Genomic DNA, 19,932 nt, shown 5'->3' with positions numbered 1-19,932 from the left:
TATAAACGTTTTTTAAAAAAAGACTGAATGTCAAAACATATTCATATTTTAGGTATTTGTGGTACCTTTATGGGTTCACTAGCAGTATTAGCAAAACAAAAAGGTTATAAAGTAACAGGTTCTGATGCTAATGTTTATCCGCCAATGAGTACTTATCTTGAATCTCAAGGTATAGAAATATTGCAAGGATTTGATTGCTCTCAGTTAGAGCTAAATCCTGATGAGATTATTATTGGTAATATTATGAAGAGAGGTATGCCAATAATAGAAAAAATACTTTCAGAAAAGTTAAACTATTTTTCAGGGCCTGAGTGGCTATATCAAAATATTCTCAAGTATAAAAAGATTATTGCAATAGCTGGAACACATGGCAAAACTACAACTACGACAATGACTATAAAAATACTTGAGCAAGCTGGATTAAATCCAAGCTTTTTGATTGGTGGTGTTAGTAGCGATTTTGGGGTTTCTTCACGCTATACAGATTCTGAGTATTTTGTTATCGAAGCAGATGAATATGATACTGCTTTTTTTGATAAGCGTTCAAAGTTAATTCATTATGATCCAAGTATTTTTGTGATTAATAATATTGAATATGATCATGCTGATATTTTTAAAGATATTGATGCAATATTTTGGCAATTTCATCAACTACTTAGAAAAATGCCAGTTACAGCAAAGATTATCTACAATGCTAAGGATGATAATGTACAAAAAATAATATCTATGGGTTGTTGGTCAGAGCTTATCAAAGTAAATTCAGCCGATGGAGTTTTTATAACTAAAAATAGCTACGACTACTCTAAGTTTGAATTGGCTAGTGATAATAGTAATAGTATCCAAATATCATGGGATTTAATAGGTGAGCATAATGCTTTAAACACTATGAGTGCTTATGCTGTGGCAAAGCAGCTTAATATCTCCGGTGAAAAGATTAAGCAAGCTTTAGAGGAGTTTAAAGGTGTTAAAAGGCGCCTAGAAATATTGTTACATCGAGATAATGTTACTTTGTATGATGATTTTGCTCATCATCCAACATCAATTAAATTGACTTTAGAAGCTGTGCGTCATAAAGACAAAGATGCCTATGTAGTGGCTCTTATTGATCCGCGTTCAAACACTATGCGTCAAGGGGATAATAAAGATAATCTTCCAGCGTCAATAACACAAGCCGATAGAGTGTTACTATATAATCATAGTCTACTAAAATGGAATGTTAAAGAGCTGCTCAAAAATATTGATAATGTTGATTTTATCAGGGATATTGAAGATTTTGTTACACAAATAAATGACTTACTAAATATTCATCAACACAGAAACTTACAACTTGTGATGATGAGTAATGGCTCATTTGATGGCTTAAGGGAAAAGCTAGTAAGACTTTTGGAGGCTGAATGAGTAGTTTAATTTATGGAATTCATGGTGTTGATAGCTTGATAGTATCAGATAAGGCAAAAGAAATATTAGTGTTTAAAAAACAAAATCTTAATCCTAAAATAGAAGCTATTATGTTAAAGCAAATTCAAAAGATATAAAAGTTACTTTTATTAATGATTTAAAGTTACTTCCTAGCTGTGTTAAAAAAGATGCTAATCATCAGAATATTTTTGCACTAGAAAAAAATACTTTTAAAATTTATACGGAAAATGAGATTGAAAGCTTAGTTCCACAAGATAAAAATGCATTTATTTTGATATTAGATAATGTCCAAGACCCTCACAATTTTGGTGCGTGTATTCGCAGTGCACATTCAGTTGGGATTGATTTTATAATTATTCCCAAAGATAACAGTGCGCCGATAAATGCGACAGTTAAAAAAGTTGCTTGTGGTGCCGCAGAACATACAAAAATTGTCATAGTTACAAATCTAGCGAGAGCTATTGAAAAGCTCAAAAAACTAGGTGTTTGGATAGTTGGCTTAGCTAGTGAAGCTGATGATAGCTTATATGCTATGAACTTAACTGATCCTATCGCAATAGTTGCTGGTGCTGAGGGAAGTGGTATGCGCCAGCGTACAAAAGCAAGTTGTGATTTTTTGGCTAACTTACCAATGTTAGGTGAGGTCTCTAGTTTAAATGTTTCAGTAGCTACTGGTATAGCATTATATGAAACTGTTAGACAAAGAATAAGCATTATTTAGCTTCTAATAAGAGTTTTATTTTTGAAGATTTATTTTGTGGTTTGATATATATAAACTAATTAGAACTGGGACTGCAATTAAAATTGCAAAAGAATAAATCATAGAAGTTAAAAATGTTCCAACAATTAAACCGATAATGAAACTTAAGATTGTAGTGCTTAATATCGTTACATCATGGTATCTTTTTTCAGTAATCATATGTGAAAGGTTTAAAAGATTCATAATATAAGCAACTAGATTTATTTTAGTAGAATGAAATCTATAAAATATATTATTCATTATTACACTCATAATCGTAGCAATATTAGCAAGGATAAGAAAACCAAAACTATTATCATGTAGCGTATTTATGTGCAATATAAAAGTGCTACTAAAACAATATATAAGAACAAATAATAAAGATATATAATACGAAACTTAATAGTACTTTTTGCTATAAAGTTATGCGCAATAACTCCAGAAATAATAAAGTTAAATAGAAGAGTTATTTGCACAAAATCAGAAAATTACAGGTTCGTAATAATATCAGCGATACTAATCATAATGTTACCTGTCATTAATACAACGAATACTTTGTATAATAAAATCACTGAAATCACATCATTGACTCTATTAATAAAAGCTAACTGGTAGTAGTTTTTTAGTTCTTGTTTTGTCATTTTAAATCTTTACGCTTATACTTTTATAGCTAAGACCTAGCTTTTCATAGCACTTAGTAAGTATACAAAAGTACTATTGTGATTAAGATAATAGTCAATTGCTGTATAGGTAAGTTTAATACAAGCATAGAACCAACAGAAAAACTCATCACAAAGTTTGCAAAGCCAGCAAGTGAAAATTTGAAAAAGTTATTTATAGCTGTAGCTGCTCAAAAATGATTAGATATTAGCTGTAAAGACTAACTTAATAGTGAAGTTGAGCTTAGACTTAAACCATAACAAGTAATAAGCATTAAGAACATAAAAATATAACCATGCTTGAATTGTGTATGACTATTATATAATCATAACAAAAACTCTAAGAAGTAATACACCAATAAGTGTAAATACTTTAAGTTCAACTGATTCACTAATTTTTTTTAATGTGAGGTTTGTTAAGATAACACAATAATTGTTAAAGCGAAATATAACATATAAAGAGTGTAACCATTATCTTAAACATTAAGATAAATTATAGAAGAAGCTCCAATATAACTAAAAAAAGCAGTGAATAATAAATCTAAACAAATTGTATATAGAGTAAAAGGTAAATTTCCAAGATGATAGAAGTAGGCTATAAACAATTTTTTGATAGTGTTTTATCTTTTATATAAAGATGTTTCTTGATGCACTCAAAAAACTAGTATTAGAGCATAATTATATCTTAAAGATTTCTAAACATTGATAAAAAAGCATCGTTACGGTAGTATATAGCGTTGAATTTTTCTTAATATTACTATTTTTATAATATATGAGGTCTACAATGAATCTGCAAGCAAAGAATATTTTAATCCCAGTGCTTATTACAACAATTATAATAGATATAATGGGTGCAGGGCTTGTTTTCCCTATTATGCCGTCGTTATTTTTTGGTCAGTCATGTATTACTTTTGGTGATCCAGGCGGTAACTTTCAGAACTGGTATTATTCAATAGCTTTGGCATGTTGGCCATTAGGCTTAATAATCGGTTGTCCTATTATTGGTGAATTATCAGATAAGTATGGACGCAAAGCTATACTAATTGTTGCTTTATCAACCACATGTATATCATATATTTTATCAGCATATGCTATATACTCACATCACTATCTATTATTTGTAGCAAGTAGATTTGTTTGTGGTTTAGCTGGAGGAGCTTTCGAAATTGCTCAAGCTGCAGTCATCGATATATCTACAGAAAAAGATAAGTCTAAAAATTTAGGTTATATTACGATGGCAGCATCTTTAGGTTTTGTTGTTGGTCCGATAGTTACAAGTTTTGTTTCAGTAATGAATGTTAGTCATACATTACCGTTTATCTTTGCAGCGATATTATCACTGATTAATATTGTTTTTATAGCTATTATCATGACTAAAGATTTACCGAAGAATCCTGGTTTAGTTATTCAACTTGGAACAATCTACAAGACAATATCATTTTTATTATCTGATAAGCGTGTTAGATTAATTGGGGTAGTATATTTATTAGTTCAATGTGCGTGGGGATTTTATGGCCAGGGCATAGCATTGTTTTTAAATTTGACTTATAACTATACAGTTTCGCAAACGGGTGTTTTTTATGCTCTTATGGGATTATCTACAGCAGTCGCGAGTATTGTTATTCAACCTATGATTTTTGCAAAATTATCTAATCAGATAGCTTTTGTAAGAGCCGCAGTTATTTGTGGTATAGGTTTTATTTTTGTGGCTATTTTAATTAATCAAATCACACAATGGTTGCTGACAATAGTTTTATCAACCTCTCAACTTATTTGTTATACAGCTCTTTTAACAATGATTTCAACAGCAGTTACTGATAAGGAACAAGGTAAGGCAATGGGTGCTGCTGGAGCAGGTTTTGGTTTGGCTTGGTTTTTAAATGATATTATGATGGGACATCTTGCATCAATATCTCCGAGTTCGCCGATTTCATTTGGTGGAGGGATGTATTTTATTGCAGCGATTATCTTTGTATTTTCTATTAAAATATTGCGTGAAAGGGTACAATAATCACCATTAATAAAATTTGATTATTTTTCTTAAATGCAGTTAATATCTCTTAAAAATTTAAGTCTAAACTTTGGTACGCAAATAGTCCTTGATAATGTTAATTTAGAAATCTCAAAAAGTCAAAGAATTTGCTTAATAGGTCGTGATGGTACAGATAATCATCGCTACTAAAAATTATCGAAGAATACCCCAGACGGTGGTGAGGTTATTGTGCATAATAATGCTATTATTACAAGCATGATCAGGAAGTTCCTAATGATATGCAAGGAGAAGTATCGCTGGTGTTATACTTCGAGGCTTAGGAACTCTGGAAGAGTATTTAATCGCATACCAGTAGACTTTAGTGTCAAATACAGAATCTGCTAAACTTGAACAATTACATAGTTATATCGATGAGAATCATGGTTGAGATATCTAAATGATGTTGAGGTATTAGCATCTAAACTTAAGCTTAACTCAACAGCATTATTCAAAGATCTCTCTAGGGGAATGAAAAGAAAAGTTATTCTATCTAGAGCTTTAATAAAAAAGCCTGATTTACTTCTTTTAGATGAGCCAACTAACCACCTTGATATAGATTCTATTAATTGGCTTGAAGAATTTTTAGATAGTTTTAGTGAGGCAATACTCTTTATTACTCATGATAGAAAATTTCTCAATAATGTTGCTAAAAGTATAGTCGAATTAGATAGAGGAAATTTGTATTGTTTTGATGGTAATTATACTAAGTTTGTTGAGAAAAAATAGCAAATACTCGATGTCCAAGAAAAGGTTAATAGTGAGTTTGATAAAAAGCTAGCTCAAGAAGAAGCATGAATTAGTCAGGGGATTAAAGCACGACGTACAAGAAATGAAGGGCGAGTCAGAGCTCTAGAGCAGATGTGTCGTGAACGCAAATAAAGGCGTGAAAATATTGGTAAAGCGGATATTAAAGTTGATCAAGCTGATAAATCATCGAAAAAGGTTATTCAAGCTGACAAGATTGCTTTTGAATATGCTGGTAAGTATTTAATTTAAAGATTTTTTAACAGAGATTCAAAAGGGTGATAAGATTACAATTATCGGCCAGAATGGCTGTGGTAAAACCACTCTTTTGAATTGTTTACTTTGGCTGGATAAACTATCTCAAGGTGGGGTTACTCTAGCAGATAGTATTAAAATTGCTTACTTTGATCAATTAAGAGATCAATTAGATGAAACACTTAGTATTATCAATAATGTTAAAGAGTAATAGGATTTTATTAATCTTAATAAGAGATTCATGTAAAAACTTATCTTCAGAAGTTTTTATTTACACCAGAGATATTACACATCTATCTGATGGTGAAAAGAATCGGCTTTTACTGGCAGAGATTTTATCAAAACCTAGCAATATCATAGTCCTTTGATGAGCTGACAAATAACTTGGATATCGAGACTTTAGAAATACTCGAGGAAATGCTTATAAATTATCAAGGTACTATAATTATAGTAAGTCATAATAGATAGGGAATTTATAAATAATGTCGCAACAAGTACTATAGTATTTGATTGATGATAGCCATTTAGAAAAGTTTGTTGGTGGATATGATGATTAGTTATCACAGCACAAACAACTACAACAACCAGCTAAAATTACCAAGAATAATATTGAGCAATTAAAAAAAGCTGGCTTATGAACAGAAAAAACAACTACGCAATCTGCTAAATCAGATAGAAAAACTTGAGGCTAATATTGCGATTATACAACAACAAATTTCACAACTATATTTTTATCAAAAATCACAGCAGAAGATTGCAAAAGTACAAAAGCAATTAGAAGATTTAAACCGCCGCGATCTTGAACAAAAATATTTACTTTGGGAAGAGCTTTTAGAATTAGAATAATCAAAATATAGTTAGGGTTATGCTATCATAGAGCCTATATAAGTTTAATTTTAATTATTTAGTTTAAATATGACTGCCAAAGATATAAATTCTAGAGATCTCAGAGAGGAGAAAAAAGTTTTAGCAATTACCTCACTAGCTGAGTTTGCTGAGCGTTATGGCTACTACATAATTCAATCATTGTTGATATTTTATTTGATCAATAAGTTTCAAATCTCTCAAGATTTATCAGCATCTTTAGTTGGTACAACTCTTTCCATGGTTTATATATCAGCTATTCTAGGTGGTTTTGTTGCTGAGAAATATTTAGGCTATTATCGTGCTGGTTTATTAGGTTCGTTTTTTATGTTAGGCTGATTTTTTATACTAGCATATTTAAGTAGTCAGAGTATGCTATATTTAGGTTTAAGTTTTGTTTCTGTCAGTACTGGTCTTATAAAATCAAATATGTCGGCTTTTATTGGTAGATTTTACGATAAGTCTAGCCTAAATGATTCAAAGAGAGACTTTGTTTAATATCTTTTATATGGGAATTAATTTAGGTAGCTTTGGGGCATTATTTATAGCTAGCTGGTTAAAAAATAATTATGGCTATGGCGCACCTTTCTATAGTAGTATGGTAGTTAGTGCTTTTATGATTTGTCTTTTGCTTATCGGCTTTAGGTTACTAAATAAGCATATTATTGAGTTTAAGCTTACTTTGGCTATAGTTATAAAAGTAGCTTTGTTATTAACAGTATACATTATAGTTTTATTCTATATTTTTGAGCAACTTGTAATAGCCAATCTCTCAATATTTATAGCAGTAATAACATCTATGTTGATCCTTGGGGTATCAATAAAAAATCTAGTTATAAAAAAGTTTTTGTTGCGGGGATATTTTTCTTGTTATCGATTATATACTGGGGCTTATATTTTCAAATCTTTATAAGTGTATTACTTTTTACTCAATACTCTGTTGATAATTCGTTATTAAACCCTAGTCAGTTTTTAAGTGTAGAATCTTTAAGTGTATTATTTTTTGCCGGTATTCTTGGTAAATTTTGGGTGTATTTGGATAATAAGCAAACAAAAATAGGTGATATTGATAAATTTAATATAGCTTTTATTTTGCTAATAGTAACATTCTTAATTATATTAATCTCAATACTTATTTCACCACAAGGTACTAAAGTTACTGCATATGGGATTATTTTTGCTTATATTGTACTAGGAATTTCTTAATTATCATTATCAACAATAGGCTTATCAATGATTACAAAAATAGCTCCTAAAGGTTTTGTGGCTTTATATATGGGTATTTGGTTAGTAACACTAGGTGTGGGAGGCAAATTAGGTGGTTTTATCGCTAGTTTCTTCTATATTTCAGATAATGATTTAGGCTTAGCTAAAGCAAAGATGTGTTACGGTTTAGATACATTTATAGCCATAGCGGTGTTAACAAGTCTAGCAACCTTATTACTAAGAAATTTGTCAATAAGTACTCATCTTAATAAAAACAATATTAGCAAAAACTCTAAATTTTAGTTTTGGTGTTTCTATACTAGATAAAATGATAATTTAACATCTGTATTTCTAAATTTATCTATGCTTTTAATGCTTGTGTATTGGTGTGCCTGAGTACTAAAACCATTTTGTTTTAAGGTGATAGTATTTTAAAATTTGAGAAACACATAAGGTTTACTTATTTAATAATGCTCCAACCGGTAATTACATTTGATTATAAACAGGGCTATCACCTGTGACATAGTCTATGTCGTGATTTAAATTGTTTTTGACAAATTGCTCAGGCTCAGCCTTGACAGCAATTTTATTACCAAAATTTCTAGTTTTAGGCTAAGGAGAAAAATATGTGAAAGCGTTATAAAATATAAAAACTGTAATGTCTATTAAAATAAAAACGAATATAATATTATCGAATATTTTATACTTTATATTGACTTCAAATAAATAAAATAATGCCGTTAATGTTAGTGACATTATACACATTAGCCAATCGTATTCTAAATGTGTTGCATAGGTTTGCAAAATAAAAAAGAATACTAAAGGATATAGGCCACACACACCTAAAGGACTAGTTAATTTTTCTAACAAAGTTTTATTTTTTCAAAATATATTTTTTTGCGTTTCTAAAACATCAACATATAATGAATACTCAGTGTATAAAGCTAAAGTTCCAAATATCCAGATACAAAAAAAGAAAAGCACATATCATAGTTTTTTTCGAGTTTGATAACATTTTAGTGTATTACCTTTGAATTAGTTTCTAAGAGTCACGATACGATTAAATACTAGCTTATGCTGAGAACAGTCTTTTAGGTCAGCAATGAAATAACCAACTCTGTTAAACTGGAAACGCTCTTCAGATTTGACATTTTCAAGAGATCTTTCAACTTTAGCATTTTTGATAACTTGTAATGAGTTTGGATTTAAAACATCTTCAATACGATCAGCACTTGCCGGATTTTCATCATTAAATAGGCGATCATAAATTCTAACTTCAGCATCAAGACAATTATTAGCATCAACCCAATGGATAATACCATTAGGTTTGATACCATCATTTGGCTTTTTACCACCTAGAGTTTCTGATAAATAAGAGCATTGTAGTTCTATAACTTCTCCATTAGTATCAGTGATTACTTCTTGACACTCAATTACATAGCCGTTTAGTAAACGGACTCTACCATTTGGACTAAATTTTTTCATATTTTTTTTTAGTTTGAAAACAAAGTCATCTTTTTCAATAAATATTTGTGATGATATTGTGATCTCTCGGCGGCCAAATTTTGGATCTTGTGGATGGTTTGGTACATCTAGATGATGGTTAGGCATATCTTTTATGCTTACTTTTATTGGATCTAAGACAACATTTTTTCTTAAAGCATTTTTGTTTAAATCGTCTCTAATAGCATCTTCTAAAACCGAAACGTTAATAACAGAATCTTGTTTAGATATTCCTATCATGTCACAAAAATTACGAATAGATTCTGGAGTATAACCTCTGCGGCGATAGCCTTTTATAGTCGGCATACGTGGGTCATCCCAACCATTGACAAGCTTATTATCAACCAAATATTTTAGTTTTCGCTTACTTGTAATTGTGTAATTAAGATTAAGTCTTGAAAATTCAATTTGTTGTGGCTTTATCTTCAATTCTGTTTCCTCAATCACCCAATCATAAAATGGTCTTTGGTCTTGGAATTCTAAAGTGCATAGTGAATGAGTTATTTCTTCGATTGCATCCTCAAGTGGATGAGCAAATGTATACATTGGGTAAATATACCATTTATCACCTGTTTTAGGGTGGTGAGAAAACTTTATTCTGTATAAAGTTGGATCTCTAAGGTTGATATTGCCAGAGGACATATCAATTTTTGCTCTCAAAGTTTTACTACCTTCAGTAAATTTACCATTTTTCATACCTTCAAATAATTCAAGGTTCTTAGTGATACTGCGTTCTCTATATGGACTATTTTTACTCGGCTCTTTTACTGTACCACGGTACGTCCGCATTTCTTCTGCTGACAAATCACAGACATAAGCCTTGCCTTTTTTTATAAGTAATATAGCTAGCTCATACATTTTATCAAAATATTCAGAAGCAAAACGCGGTTGATTTTCCCATTTAAAACCAAGCCACTCTACATCTTCTTGGATGACATTTATATACTCAATGTCTTCTTTGTCAGGATTGGTATCATCAAAGCGTAGATTGCATTTACCACCAAATTCTTGTGCAATACCAAAATTAAGACATATAGATTTTGCGTGACCAATGTGAAGGTAGCCATTAGGCTCAGGAGGAAAGCGAGTTAGAATACCTGAGACTTTCTTTGTTTCAATGTCTTTCTTGATGATATTTTTTATAAAATTAGTCTTGTTCACTTTAATTTCACTAGTCATTTTTGTCGTAGAAATAATTGCTTAAATAAATTTATTTAATAGTTTACTTTATTACAAAAACAATAACATATTTTTTTGAAAAAAGTATATACTAGCTATAATTTTTACTTAAATTTAATTGCTTTGTAAGCTAAGGGACTTTTGTTAATGGATCCTTCAACCATAAATGAAAATAAGTATCTATATATTTGTGAAAATGTGCATAAAACCCTTTCTCTCGAAGAATTAGCTAAATATGCACATAATAGTGATGGTTTTATAGGTTATAATGGTAAAACATTAGTGGTTGACAGTGGTGAGATCAAAGGTAGACTCCCTAATGATAAGTACATTGTTGAGACTAAATATGCTAAAAAGAATATCTGGTGGAGTGAAGATGGATCATATAATAAAAGATTAAAAAGAAAAAACTGGAAGCTAATCAAAGAAAAACTACTTCAAGAAGCAGCAACAAAAGATCTTTTTGTTGTTGATGGTTTTTATAATCATGATGAAAGATATACCATAGCAGTTAGACTAATAACTACTCAGGCTTCAGCTGCTTATTTTTTAAAGTTAATATCGATAACTCCGAATGAAAAAGAATTGGAGTCATTTGATCCACAATGGGTAATAATACATTCACCTAAAACGCAGATAGATGATTATCTAGATCTTAATTTAAACTCACCAAAGGTAATAGCAACTAATCTCAAACAGCGAGAAAGTATATTAGTTGGGACTATGTATCTTGCTGAGATAAATAAGGTGCTGTTATCAGTTATGAGCTATTATCTTTCATTGAATAATATTGGTGTCTTTTACTGTGCTGTCAGTGTTGATACCGAAGCTAATAGTACGATGTTTTTTGGCTTATCTGGTAGTGGTAAAACAACATTAGCTTTAGACCGAAATAAGAGTCTAGTTGCTAATGAGGCAATTGCCTGGACAGAAATGCGTGGTGTATATAGCTTAGAGTCAGGTTTGACAATTAAATCAGCAAGTTTTAAAAAAGATGATCCACGGATTAAAGAAGCATTAGCTGGTGATCTTTTGATAGAAAATCCTAACTTTGATAATAATCAAAATATTGTATTTGGTGAGAAGAGTAATTCACAAAGCAATACCTATGTGACTTTTCCGCGTGAAAACTTTGATAATGTTGTAAATACTGATAATCCTAATACAATAATCTTTCTTGTGAAAGACGCAAAAGGTGTGCTACCAAGAGTTGCAAAACTTAGTATGGGTCAAGCAATTTACTATTTTTTATCTGGATATACTTCTACTTCTATAGGTGTAGAGGCAGGTGTTACAGAGCCTAAACCAGAGTTTACAAGTTGCTATGCACAACCATTTTTACTACTTAAGCCAACTAGATATGCTAATATACTACGCCAGCGCTTAAAGCATAGTAATGCTAAAATTTATATGATAAATGTTGGCTGGATTGAAGGTGATTATAAGACAGGTAGAAGAGTTCCTGTCGAAGAGACAAAAATTATTGTTAACTACTTATTGACTAAACCAGAAAATGTTAGTTTTAAATTTACCCGTCAAAAGTATTTTAATTTTAAAGCTTTAACTTCAATAAATGATAATGGTCAAGAGCTTCAACTTACCAATAATTGGAGTGATAGCGCTGAATACAAAAAAGAATATAAATCGTTAGCAAGAGCTTTTATCAAAAATTATGAGCAGTTCGAAAATGATGATTTTGCGCTAAAATATAAAAAATTCGAGCCAACTATCTAGAGATTGATTTTGACTCTATTAAAAAAATAACATATCTATTATAATACCCTAAGGTCATTAAACATTTTAAATATATGCTGATTTATCTTTTTGAATGGTTAAGCTATTTCAAAGGCTTAGAAGTTTTTAGTAGTTATGTATATGTAAGAATAATCATGATTTCGATAACATCGTTACTAATTACTCTTTTTCTCAGTGGGCCGATGATTAGGTGGTTACAGAAGATGCAAATAGGTCAAGTTGTTAGAGATGACGGTCCACAAAGCCATTTTTCTAAAAGAAATACCCCAACTATGGGAGGTATTTTGATTCTTTCGTCAGTTATTATTTCTTGTCTACTTTGGGGAGATTTGACAAGTATATATTTATGGATTTTGATTTTAGTGGTTATTTTCTTTGGAGCTATTGGATTCTTTGATGATTATTTGAAGCTAGTACTTAAGCACTCTAAAGGTTTAAGAGCTAAGCACAAGTTTGCTTTGCAATCAATTTTCTCAATAGTTTTGGCTATAGTTTTGTTTTATCTATTGTCTAATAATGGTCAGATGAGTTTATCGATACCGTTCTCAAAGAGTCTATATATCCCAATGGGTATTGTTTTATTTGTGGTTTTGACATTTTTTATTATCAATGGAAGTAGTAATGCTGTTAATCTTACTGATGGGTTAGATGGTTTGGCTATTGTACCTATTGTACTTGTTGCGGCTGGATTAGGTATTTATGCATACATTGAAACTAATAGTACTTTAGCAAATTATTTATTGTTTACCTATTTAGGTAGCTCTGGACTTGCTGAGGTGGCAGTTTTTTGTGCAGCTTTGTGTGGTTCTGGTTTAGCATTTTTATGGTTTAATTCTTATCCAGCGGAAGTATTTATGGGAGATGTTGGCTCGCTAACACTAGGTGCAGTACTTGGTGTAATTGCAGTGATGATACGTCAAGAGTTGATATTTTTTATTATGGGATTGTTATTTGTTGTAGAGGCTTTATCAGTGATGTTACAAGTAGGCTCATATAAGCTTAGAAATGGTAAAAGAATTTTTAGAATGGCACCTATACATCATCATTTTGAGTTAAAAGGTTGGCCAGAAACAAAAGTTGTAATACGCTTTTGGATAATTTCTTTGATACTTTTTTTAATTGGTTTAGCTGCTATCAAGGTTAGATAATGTTTGGTTTTTATTTTAATGATAACAAGATAACCAAACTACTGATGGTTGGTTATGGCTCTACAGGTAAGTCTGTTTGTGATTTTCTTGCAAGTTTTATGGATATTACAGTTGATATATCGCAGAATAATGATGAGTTTGTTAATTATGATTTAGATAATTATGACTTAATCACAGTCAGCCCAGGAATTCCTCTTAATAAGCCACCATACAGAGTGCTAGCTAAATTTAAAGATAAAATAGTCAGTGATATTGATATATTTTATCAGTATATTAAGAATACTAAAGCTAAAACAATTGCTGTCACAGGATCAAATGGTAAAAGCACAGTAGTGACAATGACTGATTTTGTCCTCAGAGACCTTAGTTATAAAAGTATTCTTGTTGGTAATATTGGTACCCCAGCTCTAAATAAAATAGATGAAAAATTTGATTACTGTATTGTTGAAGTATCAAGCTTTCAGATAGATTTATTTAATTGTGTTAGATTTGATTTAGGTTGTGTTATTAATGTCTCACCGGATCATTTAGATAGACATCAAAATTTTGATGAATATAAGCAGTCAAAACTTAATTTAGTAAAATTCAGTAATGATTTTTTTGTTTATGATGTACATAATGATGGCATCAAGTATGCTGGTGAATATCAAATAGTAAGAGGAGCTATCTACAAGAACTCGACAAAGCTATTAGATATTACTGAGACTAATCTGTTTGGTGAGCATAATTTAGAAAATATTATTGTTGTGTTAAATATCCTTGATAGGTTAGGCTTAGATATTAATCAATCAATAAACTCTATTAAAAAATTTAAAGGCTTAGAACATCGCTGTAAGATTGTAAAAAAAATAAATGGCATAACTTATATAAATGATTCAAAAGGTACCAATGTTGGTGCTACAATAGCTGCTCTTAACAGTATAACAAATTCTAAAAATATCATATTATTATTAGGTGGGGTAGCAAAGGGTGGTGATTTTAGTTTGATGATAAAATCGCTAGATAAATATGTTAAATATGTCTATTTATATGGAGCTGATAAAGAATATATTGAAAGCTATATTAAAAGCTATTGTAAATATCAGTTATGTAATAATATGAAACAAGCTTTCGAACTAGCTAGTCAAAAAGCTCAAGCTAATGAGATAGTATTACTATCAACAGCATGTGCAAGCTTTGATGAGTTTAATGGTTATGCACAGCGTGGTGAAGTTTTTCAAAATCTTGTTGCTCAGCTAGAGCAAAAAAGTTAGGAAATAAAAGTGCTATATAGATTAAAACTGTTATTAAGCAGGAAAAACTCAAAAAAAGAACGTATAAGAGCCAAACTAGAGATTGATATTTCAATTATCTTTATAATGCTTGGTCTGCTTACTTTTGGTTGGGTGATGGTGACTTCTGCATCAATGATTGTTGCTTTAGATGACTACAATAATCCTTATTTTTATTCTATTAGGCAGAGCTTTTTTGCAATTATTACAATCTTTTTGTTTTTATTAGCTTTATTAGTACCAACTAAGAATTATGAAAAGAATTATAATATTTTTTTCTTTGTGATGCTGATTATTTTGGTTGCTGTACTTGTGCCAGGAATTGGAAAAAGTGTCAATGGTGCGCGACGCTGGATACCTTTGATAATTATTAATATCCAAGTTGCAGAGTTAGCTAAACTTTTAGCAATTATATTCTTCTCAGGTTATATCGCTGAAAATCTAAAAAAAATGGCTAATTTAAAAGAAGGGATTCTCACACCAATCACTTTGTTGGGTTGTATCGCGATATTGTTGTTGATGCAGCCAGATTTTGGCTCTACAGTTGTTATCTCAATATGTGTTATGGGGATGCTGTTTGTATCAGGTAACAAAGTGCGTTGGTATGGTTTACTTTTGGGTGCTATGGTTATGATGGCAGCAATGTTGGTAATTATATCACCATATCGAATGCATAGAATAACAGGTTTTTTACACCCATGGGAAAATGCCAATGACTCTGGCTATCAGCTTGTTCAAGCGTTGATAGGTTTTGGACGTGGTGGCTGGTTTGGTGATGGGCTTGGCAATGGGATTCAAAAACAGTTTTTCTTACCAGAGGCGCATACTGACTTTATCACTTCTATAATTGCTGAAGAGTTAGGTGTTGTTGGCTTGATGGTTCTACTTGTAGTGTATTTATTTATTGTGTTTAGAGCTATGAGTATTGCTAAAATGGCCTTTGAACTTAAAAGATACTATCAGGCTTGTCTTGCTTACGGTGTTGGCTTTTGGGTTGCCTTTCAAGTTTTTGTTAATATTGGTGTTAATACAGGATTACTCCCTACTAAGGGACTTACACTACCACTTATAAGTTATGGAGGAAGTAGTTTATTAATTATGTGTTATACATTAGGCGTCTTGGTTAGGGTTGATTTTGAGAACAAACTTTTAGCAGATACAATTAATCCACGCTATATCTACAAGAAGGTAAAATAGTAGTTATTGTAGTATAATATTATGATATTTCTGATCTTTTAGCGCTTGTTTGGAGTTAAAGTATGCAAATTCTTTAACGCGTGATTGCGATATCGGATCTTTTATATCAATATCTACAGCAGGGTGACACATTATTATGCCACCATCTTTAATTTCGACGTAAGCTTCTAGAATAACTCTTCTAAAGTCTTGATTATTACTCTCTAACGAGTAGACACCAGAAAAACTTGAATTATGTTTGATATTATTTTTTATTAACATGTTATAGAATTTTTTTGCGCCACTACGGTAGATTATTAGTGACTTAAAATCTGACTTATCTATTTTATATGTTGAGCGGATATATGTTTGCTTAGTATACATATTGAAATCTTTATATAGATTTATAACAGCTTTTCTAATCACTGGAAAATGATGGACATGCTGATGACCATCGATAAAATCAGGTAACTCACCCCAATGTTCGATAAAGTTATTTATCTGAGCTTTCAACTCATTGTAAACATCTGCATAACTTATTGCTCTGAGTTTTGATTTGACAAGAAGTTTTGATAGCGATAAAAATTTTCGATTGCTAGTTATAGATTTTGGATTTGTAAAAGCACTACCCTCAGTTAAATTTAAATGTATACCAACATGACTAAAATCATCATATATTTTTCTTAATTGAGCAATTCCTGGTTTGAATGCTGACATATTTGGCATACAGCTAGTGGCATTAATAATCTTTTTTTCTAAAAGATTAATAATAGCGCTGTTAATATTATCACTCATACCAAAGTCATCTGCACAAATTATTATTTTTTTAACCATAACTTTTATTTGCTAATATAATTATCGCCTTTACTACTATGTATTTTATACTTTCATAGTTATAATATCATTAATTAAGATTAATATATTTTGTATTTGTGATGACAAGTAGGGATGTTAATAAACCGCGTATTTATGCGATGATACCAGTTTATAATGAAGAAGTACTAATAGATTCTTTTTTGAGGGAGCTAGCAGCTAAACTTAGCCAAATTACTATGAACTATAAAATAATAGTTGTTGATGATGGAAGTTCGGATAATTCTAAGAAAATTATTCAAAAATTAGTTGATCAGCTAAATATTAAATTTATTAGTTTTTCAAGAAACTTTGGTCAGGAGGCAGCTATTACAGCTGGTCTAGAAGCATCTAAAGATGCGGATGCTGCGATAATAATGGATTGTGACTTCCAACATCCTATTGAAGTAATAAATCAGTTTTACAGCAAATGGTGTGAAGGCTACTCTAATATTTATGGTGTAAGAACAAGAAAAGATCAGAGTGCTACGAGAAGTTTTCTATCTGAGACATTCTTTAAGTTTAGTAATAAGCTTATGGGAGTGAAAATTCCTGCTAATGCTGGTTATTTTAGATTATTAGATAAACAATGTATAAAAGCATTTAATTCACTACCTGAGAATAGTCGTTTTATTAGGGGACTTTTTGCATGGATTGGCTTTAGCTCTTATGCTATACCATTTGAGGTAGCAGATCGTAAAGATGGTACTTCAAGTCGCTGGGGATACAAAAAACTCTTTAAGCTAGCATTTACGGGTATATTCTCTTTCTCATCGGTTCCGCTTAGATTGATATCTGTTTTAGGTATTGTAATTTCAATATTTGCATTGACATACGGCTTTTATATTTTTGTTCAAAGCTTGTTCTTTAATGTCAATGTATCAGGTTGGCCAACTATAGTTGTGAGTATTATGTTCTTTAGTGGTGTTCAGCTTATTTCTCTGGGAGTTTTAGGCGAGTATATAAGTCGTATATTTGATGAGGCAAAAAAGCGCCCTAGATATATTGTTGATGAAGATGAAAGTAGAAATATTTAAAATTTTATATAGATTAATTCTATTTTGTAACTCTATTTAGCTAAACTGATCTAAACTTTTATTTTTAGTTAGAACGAAAAAGTCTTTTGATAAGTAATTGCTTACTTTGTCGAGTTACCTAATTAATCTTATGCATATTAATATGCTTAAATACTAATATTTGATTAGTGTTATTTTTAATTTTAATAGGAGCAAAAATTTTAACTTTATGCTTTTAAAACTCACTAAAAGTTAAGTAGTTTAATTATTAGTAGCCTTCAATTTGGTTATTTTACAACCCTGACTACAACATTTTTATTATAGTTACCTTTAATTTCGAAATTTACGCTAGGGTATGTTTGTTTTAATTTTTGTAACTGTTTTTCAGAAGTAAAGATAATAATATCTTTGTTAGTATTTAGCAGTTTATTAAATTCAGGGTAAGTTATTAGATATTTAGGCCATTGACCATTCTGTGCTTGTTTATATTGGTTTATGCCATAGTAAAATTCTCTCGCCCAGTTATCAATCTCAGGCTTATAAGTATTCCAGTTGTAAACTATGTAGATATTACCATTGAGTAATATTGGTAGATCTTCCTCATAGCCTTTTTGTTTTAGCTCTTCTTTCAATATAAAATGTTTTGGTTGTGGCCTATTATAATAAACAAAAATAGTATCTGAATTAGAATCATTGAGTACCTTAGCAACGAGAGGCTCAGAAGTTCTTAGATCAAAATAAGGAATTACAAGTTGTCCTAAAACATTAAGTAGCATTAGAGTAAAAATTATTAGCATAATTGCCTGTCTAATTTGATTTTTTAATGATAGTTTAAGGCTAAAAGCTATTATCAACACAGTTACTGCTACTAAAGTAGTATATAGCAAAGGTGCTTCAGTATTTAAAAGAAGTTTTTGCATTAAAGAAAATACGATAATAGCAACAGCAGCTACTAGAAATATGATACTTGCAATAATATGCATTTTTTTCAACATAGCGATATTGTCATTATTTTTAACTATTTTCTCAAATGATAATGCCATTAATAGTGATAATGGTGCAAATATAGGCAAAATATAGCTTATGATTTTTGAGCTAGGAATTGAGAAAAATACTAAAATTAACAAACACCAAGATGTTATTAGAAAAGTTGTGGAGTCTTGTTTTCTATTTTGCCAAATTATTTTTGTACCTTTAAATAATCTATTAAGGAGTAAGACACTAAATGGTAAGAATACAGTGAGTATGATTACAAAATAAAACCATGGTCCTATTGCATTGTTAAAGCCATGACCAACAAAGCGGTAAAATTGTTGAAAATAGAAAAAAAAATATAAAAAGTTAGGGTTTTGTTGCTGTACTAATACTAGCCAAGGTGTGATTATAGTAACAAATAATACTGCTCCTGTAGGTATATATAGTTCTTTTAGTCTATACCAATTATTAGTTATAAGCATCCAAATAAATATAGTCATGCATGGAAAGACGATAGCCATAAGTCCTTTAGTTAGAAATGCTAGGGCAGATACAAAATATGCTGTATACATAAGCAAGCGCTTAGCCTTATTAGCATTAGTCTGTTTTAAACTAGCTAAGCACAAAAAAAATGCAATCCAAAGTAGGTTGGCTACTATAAGATCCATATTTGCATAGTGAGACTCAAAAAAATAAAGTACATTTGCTGCTAAAATAAGACTTGCTAGAATTCCAGCAAATCGCGAATAGAAGTACCTACCAAAAGTATATATCAAAATACATCCTAATATGCCAAATAAAGCTTGAGGTAGTCTAATTGCCCATGGATTAATACCAAAAAAATGCATTGAAGTAGCCTCAAGCCAATAATAAAGAGGAGGCTTATCTAAAAAAGGTACACCATTGATAGTTGGAGTAACCCAGTTACCAGAACTTAACATTTCGCGCGCTATTTCGGGATAGCGACCTTCATCAGGTATACTAAGATGGCGCCAACCAAGAAAGATAAAGAAATATACTATATATATGCTTAGCAAAATCAATATATCAAAATAATAAGAATTTTTAAATTTACTCATGTTAGTAGTATTTTCTGTCAAAAGTATGGGATAAATTTAGCTATAATTAACCAAAAACTC

Annotated in this window: 10 protein-coding genes and 6 pseudogenes; 10 read left to right on the top strand and 6 right to left on the bottom strand. The window is 30.6% G+C overall.

The annotated features are described in order from the left end of the window. Positions 1 to 27: 27 nt before the first annotated feature. Both mpl and rlmB read left to right on the top strand, forming a co-directional pair. Positions 28 to 1,398: a UDP-N-acetylmuramate:L-alanyl-gamma-D-glutamyl-meso-diaminopimelate ligase gene (mpl, locus tag C9379_RS07095; RefSeq protein WP_143384517.1), complete on the top strand. Its 1,371-nt coding sequence runs from the start codon at positions 28 to 30 to the stop codon at positions 1,396 to 1,398. Further along, a pseudogene (rlmB, locus tag C9379_RS07090) lies at positions 1,395 to 2,140 on the top strand (23S rRNA (guanosine(2251)-2'-O)-methyltransferase RlmB). Before mpl ends, rlmB begins: the two are co-directional and overlap by 4 nt. Before the next feature lie 15 nt (positions 2,141 to 2,155). On the opposite strand, the pseudogene C9379_RS07085 reads toward rlmB, so the two are convergent. Then, positions 2,156 to 2,799: pseudogene (locus C9379_RS07085) on the bottom strand (DUF1275 family protein). Positions 2,800 to 2,852: 53 nt separating this feature from the next. Beyond that, positions 2,853 to 3,434, bottom strand: a pseudogene (locus C9379_RS08920) (MFS transporter); the annotation flags it as partial. 167 nt (positions 3,435 to 3,601) lie between these two features. Between C9379_RS08920 and C9379_RS07080 the strand changes: the two are divergent. The 3 genes and pseudogenes from C9379_RS07080 to C9379_RS07070 all read left to right on the top strand — a co-directional run bounded on the left by C9379_RS07080 (position 3,602) and on the right by C9379_RS07070 (position 8,187). Then, on the top strand, positions 3,602 to 4,828 hold the full coding sequence (locus tag C9379_RS07080; protein ID WP_318263204.1) for an MFS transporter: 1,227 nt from the start codon (positions 3,602 to 3,604) through the stop codon (positions 4,826 to 4,828). Between the two features lie 33 nt (positions 4,829 to 4,861). Continuing rightward, positions 4,862 to 6,694 (top strand): annotated as a pseudogene (locus C9379_RS07075) (ATP-binding cassette domain-containing protein). A gap of 69 nt (positions 6,695 to 6,763) precedes the next feature. Beyond that, positions 6,764 to 8,187 (top strand): annotated as a pseudogene (locus C9379_RS07070) (peptide MFS transporter). A 45-nt stretch (positions 8,188 to 8,232) separates the two neighbouring features. On the opposite strand, the pseudogene C9379_RS07065 reads toward C9379_RS07070, so the two are convergent. Continuing rightward, positions 8,233 to 8,820 (bottom strand): annotated as a pseudogene (locus C9379_RS07065) (glycosyltransferase family 39 protein); the annotation flags it as partial. A gap of 133 nt (positions 8,821 to 8,953) precedes the next feature. Beyond that, complete coding sequence (locus C9379_RS07060) at positions 8,954 to 10,600, bottom strand: glutamine--tRNA ligase/YqeY domain fusion protein (RefSeq protein ID WP_143384519.1); 1,647 nt, start codon at positions 10,598 to 10,600, stop codon at positions 8,954 to 8,956. Between the two features lie 147 nt (positions 10,601 to 10,747). Between C9379_RS07060 and C9379_RS07055 the strand changes: the two genes are divergently transcribed. The 4 genes from C9379_RS07055 (at position 10,748) to ftsW (ending at position 15,971) form a co-directional block, all read left to right on the top strand. Next, positions 10,748 to 12,334: a phosphoenolpyruvate carboxykinase (ATP) gene (locus C9379_RS07055; RefSeq protein ID WP_343377569.1), complete on the top strand. Its 1,587-nt coding sequence runs from the start codon at positions 10,748 to 10,750 to the stop codon at positions 12,332 to 12,334. A gap of 74 nt (positions 12,335 to 12,408) precedes the next feature. Further along, positions 12,409 to 13,503: a phospho-N-acetylmuramoyl-pentapeptide-transferase gene (mraY, locus tag C9379_RS07050; RefSeq protein WP_143384521.1), complete on the top strand. Its 1,095-nt coding sequence runs from the start codon at positions 12,409 to 12,411 to the stop codon at positions 13,501 to 13,503. After that, positions 13,503 to 14,756: a UDP-N-acetylmuramoyl-L-alanine--D-glutamate ligase gene (gene murD, locus C9379_RS07045; protein ID WP_143384522.1), complete on the top strand. Its 1,254-nt coding sequence runs from the start codon at positions 13,503 to 13,505 to the stop codon at positions 14,754 to 14,756. The genes mraY and murD overlap by 1 nt, the downstream gene beginning before the upstream one ends. A 9-nt stretch (positions 14,757 to 14,765) precedes the next feature. Continuing rightward, entirely contained in the window at positions 14,766 to 15,971 is a 1,206-nt protein-coding gene (ftsW, locus tag C9379_RS07040) for a putative lipid II flippase FtsW (protein ID WP_143384523.1), read from the top strand. 3 nt (positions 15,972 to 15,974) lie between these two features. Here the strand turns inward: ftsW and naxD are convergent, their stop codons facing one another. Continuing rightward, a complete protein-coding gene (naxD, locus tag C9379_RS07035; protein ID WP_143384524.1) occupies positions 15,975 to 16,784 on the bottom strand; it encodes an N-acetylhexosamine deacetylase NaxD in 810 nt (269 codons plus the stop codon). Between the two features lie 98 nt (positions 16,785 to 16,882). Here naxD and C9379_RS07030 point away from each other — a divergent pair, with 98 nt between their 5' ends. Then, entirely contained in the window at positions 16,883 to 17,839 is a 957-nt protein-coding gene (locus tag C9379_RS07030; RefSeq protein WP_143384525.1) for a glycosyltransferase, read from the top strand. 266 nt (positions 17,840 to 18,105) lie between these two features. Here C9379_RS07030 and C9379_RS07025 read toward each other — a convergent pair whose 3' ends face one another. After that, a complete protein-coding gene (locus tag C9379_RS07025) occupies positions 18,106 to 19,872 on the bottom strand; it encodes an ArnT family glycosyltransferase (RefSeq protein ID WP_343377568.1) in 1,767 nt (588 codons plus the stop codon). Positions 19,873 to 19,932 lie beyond the last annotated feature (60 nt).

This window comes from Francisella-like endosymbiont, assembly GCF_003069505.1.
In the GTDB taxonomy this organism is placed as follows: Bacteria; Pseudomonadota; Gammaproteobacteria; order Francisellales; family Francisellaceae; genus Francisella.
Note: the sequence above shows the minus strand (reverse complement) of the source record. Positions and strands in the feature narration are given on the sequence as shown.